This is a genomic window from Terriglobales bacterium, from assembly GCA_035937135.1.
In the GTDB taxonomy this organism is placed as follows: Bacteria; Acidobacteriota; Terriglobia; order Terriglobales; family Acidobacteriaceae; genus DASYVL01.
Genome location: DASYVL010000084.1, coordinates 1 through 4,266, shown reverse-complemented (window position 1 = coordinate 4,266; position 4,266 = coordinate 1). Strand labels below are relative to the sequence as shown.

Sequence of the window (4,266 nt, the reverse complement as noted above, 5' to 3'; positions counted from 1 at the left end):
AACAGCAGGACGAGGAAGACGCACAGAATGGCGAGCAGCAGCACCAGCACCAGGTCGTGGAACGAGCGCTGCTGTTCCTGGTAGGTCCCTCCGTACTCGACCCGGATGCCCGGGGGCAGGTGGAGGTCCGCGACCGCCTTGCGGACGGCGGTCACGCCGCTTCCCAAGTCCCGCCCTTCCAGGCGGGCGGTGACGGCAACCATGCGCTGCAGGTTCTCGCGCCGGATCTCGGTCTGCCCGGGCAGCTCCGTCAGCCGCGCCAGCGAACCCAGGGTGGCGGTATGCCCGCTGGCGCTGTTGAGCAGAGTATTGCTCATGGCCTCCAGCGACTCGCGGTGGGCCTCGGGATAACGGACGCGGATGGCATAGGCGCGGTCGCCGACCACCACAGGCGTGGACGCCGGTTCTCCTTGCAGGATGGCGGCAGCATCGGTAGAGACCTCTTCCGGCGTGAAGCCGGCCCGGGCTGCCGTCATGGGATTGACCTCGAAGCTGACCGCGGGGCCGCTGATGGTGTTCTCGATCCCGTCCAGCTCATCCACCACGCCGGGGACCTTGTGGATGGCCTCGGCGACTCGCGGCGCCCATTCCCGCAGGAGAGCGGCATCGGGGGAGAAAAGCTTGATCTGGATGGGTTCGGGGGCACCGGTGAGATCCCCGATCATGTCCTGGAGGGTCTGCAGAAACTCGACGCTGACAGCGGGCTGCTGCCGCGCGATCTTTTCGCGCACCTCGGCCATGATGTCATCAATGCCGCGGTGGCGGCTGTACTTGAGCTTGACCGAGATGTCGCCGGTGTTGGCCTCGGTGACTGTGGCCAAGCCGAGCTGCATGCCGGTGCGCCGCGAGGTTCCTTCCACCTCGGGAATCTCGCGCAGCATGCGCTCGATGTGAGTGACCACCCGGTCGGTCTCCTGCAAGGAGCTGCCTGCGGGCATGACGTAGTCGATGACGAAGCCTCCCTCATCCATCTCCGGCAGCAGGTTGGTGCCCAGCATCTCGTAGGAGAGAAAAGAAACCAGGGTGACGCCGGCGGCCAGGAGCGCGACCTGCCCGGGGTGGTGCAAGGCAAGGCGCAGCCAGCGCTCGTAGAAGCGGATGACGGCGGCCAGGCGCGTATCGCTCTGCGCCGCGGGGGCTTCCCCCGGCTTCAACGGATGAATCAAGTACTGGCTCAGAGTCGGGGTCCAGCTCATGGCCAGGGCCAGGGAGACGCCGAGAGAAACGGCCACGGTGATGGCCAGCGCGCGGAAAAAGGTCCCGGTCACGCCGGTGATGGCGATCAGCGGCAGGAAGACGACGATGGGGGTGATGGTGGAGCCGATGAGGGGGACGGTGATCTCGCGCAGGGCGGCGTGGATGGCGTCGAATCCGGATTCGCCCGTGTCGCGGTGGCGGACGATGTTCTCCACCACCACGATGGCGTTATCAATGACCAGGCCCACGGCGGCGGCCAGCCCTCCCAGGGTCATGAGGTTGAAGCTCTGTCCCACGAGCTTGAACACGATGCAGGTGATGAGCAGCGTCACCGGGATCACGAGTCCGGCCACGATCGAGGTGCCCCAATCGCGCAGGAAGAGCACCATGATGATCGAGGCCAGGATGAGTCCCATGAGGACCGCATCGCGCACGCTCTGGACGGACTCGCCGACGATGGTGGACTGATCGTAGAAGGGCAGCAGGTGGATGCCGACCGGCAGCGACTGCTGGATGCGGGCCACCTCGTTGTGAACCTCTTCGGCCACCGTCATGGTGTTGCTGTCCGGCTGGCGGTTGATGTTGAGCAGGACCGCGGGTTTGCCGTTGGACGTGACCCGGGTATAGACGGGCTTCACCGAGGGGCCGACGCGGGCGACGTCGCCGATGCGCACCGGGATCCCAGCGGGCGTGGTCTTGACCACGATGTCGGCGACCTGCGCGGGACTCTTAACCTGGCCGTTGACCAGCGCCAGGAACAATTGGTGGTTGCGCTCCAGCAGGCCGGGGGACTCGATGAGGTTGGTGCGGCGGATGGCCTCCAGCAGATCGGTCACCGTGACCTTGGCGGTGAGCAGCTTGGCGGAATCGGGGGTGATCTGGAACTCGGGCTCCTGCCCGCCTTGGACGGTCACTGTGGAGACGCCGACCAGGCGATTCAACCGCGGCTTGATCTCATAGGTGGCCAGCTCCCAGAGCTGCGTCTGGGGAACCGTATCCGACGTCAGGCTGTACCCCAGGATGGGAAAACTGGCAAAGGTCAGGCGGTGGCTCTCGATCCTCGCAGTGGAGGGAAGCGCGGACTGCGCCCGAGTGAGCGCCGAATCCACCAGTTGCAGCGTCTGAACCATGTCCACATTCCAGTCGAAGGAGAGGTCGATCTCGGCGGAGCCGCGGCTGGTGATGGAGCGCACCTGTTGCAGACCGGGGACGGTGTTCACCGCCTCCTCCAGGGGCCGGGTGACCGTGACCAGCATCTGGTCGATGGGCATCACGCCGTTATCCACGCCAATGACGATGCGCGGGAAATTGGTGGTGGGAAAAACCGAGACGGGGATAGTGAAGGCCACATACCCGCCCACCAGAGCCAGCGTGAGGATCAGGAAGATGATGGACCGGGTGTGGCGGGCGAACCAGTGGCCGGACTGCTCCAGAGCCGCCGGCCGGCGTACGCGGTCGAGAAGAGAGCGCAGATTCATAAATGACAGACTGAAGTTCCTGCGGGCGGCTCAGTCGCTAATCGCTATTCTGGCGGCGCAGGCCCCGTCTCCACCCGAACCCGGGTGTTGTCGGGCAAACCATAGGCGCCGGCGGTGATGACCTGCTCGCCGGCCTTGAGTCCGGTTGTGATCTGCACCAGATCGCCGTTGCGGACCCCCAGCTTGACCGTGCGCTGGTGAGCGCGCTGATCGGAACCCATGACCATCACCGAGACTCCACCATCCGGCGCGGTCAGAACCGCGGAGGCAGGCACCACGATGGCCTGCGGGTCCTGCTGCGCCGGGATGGAGACCCGCACGGTGGTCCCCGGCTTCAATGCCCGGGCCTGGTTGGGGGCCTGGATCCAGATCTCCACCGTGGTGCTGTCGATGTCGAGCGCGGGACTGACCAGGGTGACTTTCCCGGGAACCTCCGCCTCGCTCCCTGGGACCTCCAGGGTGGCGGCGTCTCCTGCTTTCAGCAGCGCCGCTTCTTCCTGGGGGATGTGGGCCTTGGCGATCACCTGCGAAAGATCCATCACGGTCACCAGAGGCGTTCCCGCGGGCGCCATCTCCCCGGGATACAAGGGCCGCTCGGTCACCACGCCGTCGATGGGACTGCGGATCTCGGAGTAGCTGAGCTGGCTGGCCGCGCCCACGTATCGTCCCTTGGCGGCAGTGAGCTCTCCAGAAGCGGCGCGCAACTGGCGCTGCCTTCCTCCAGCCTTCAGCGCGGCCAGGTGTTTGCTGGCGATCTCAAACTGGGCGCGGGCCTGAGTGAGGGCGACGCCCGCCTCGTCCATTTGCTTGCGGGGCAGGGCGCCCTGGTGGTACAAGTCCTGCCGGCTCTGAAAAACCTTTTGCTGGGCTTCGAAGGCCGCTTGCGTCTGTTCCAACTCCAGCTCCGCTTTCTGCATTCCTTCCGGGACACCGGCCGCAGTTGTGCTCTCATAGCCGGCCTGGGCCTGCTCGTAGGAACCCTTGCTCTCCATCTCGGCCGCGGCCAGGTCCCGGTTCTCGAGCACGGCCAGCAACTGTCCGCTGCGCACCTTGCTGCCCCGGTTGACGTAAAAAGCATGCACCGGAGCACTGATCTTGGGAGTGACCGCCGCCTTGTTCAGCGGGAACAGGACCGCCTCCGAGGTGATCATCCGGGCGATGGCGGTGCGCTTGGCCACGGCGGTCTGCACGGTGACCACTGGCTCGCTTTCCTTCGAGCCGGAACAGGCAGTGGAGACGAGCGCAGCCGCGACCACCGCGGCCACCGCTGCGCGCAGCACGGCTGCCCTTCGCCGCCCGGGCGCGTTCCGCCGAATCCCGCTGGTCATTTCCATAGGTTCATATGATACGGCCTAGTAAGTCCCGGTCAGCGTCTGCAGGCTTGCCAGTGCCACCCGATAGCGCGCCTCGCCATCGTCGTAGGCGTTGCGCGCCTGGGTGAGTGTGTTCTGCGCGTCCACCACCTCCAGCACCGAAGCTTCCCCGGACTGGTAGCGCAACATGGTCAGATGCAGGCTCTCGGAGGCCAACTCAGCGGAGCTGCGCAAGGTTTCCAGCTCCGAGCGGGCGGCCTCCGCCTCCCCGTAAAAGG

The 4,266-nt window shown here is 65.9% G+C and carries 3 protein-coding genes; all 3 read right to left on the bottom strand.

The genetic code is table 11. From position 1 onward, the window contains the following. A partial coding sequence (locus tag VGQ94_05360) for an efflux RND transporter permease subunit (protein ID HEV2021936.1) occupies positions 1 to 2,675 on the bottom strand: 2,675 nt, incomplete at its 3' end. 44 nt (positions 2,676 to 2,719) lie between these two features. Then, positions 2,720 to 3,955, bottom strand: a complete 1,236-nt coding sequence (locus VGQ94_05355; protein HEV2021935.1) for an efflux RND transporter periplasmic adaptor subunit — start codon at positions 3,953 to 3,955, stop codon at positions 2,720 to 2,722. Positions 3,956 to 4,027: 72 nt separating this feature from the next. Continuing rightward, positions 4,028 to 4,266, bottom strand: a 239-nt coding sequence (locus tag VGQ94_05350) for a TolC family protein (protein HEV2021934.1), incomplete at its 5' end; no start/stop codon positions are given.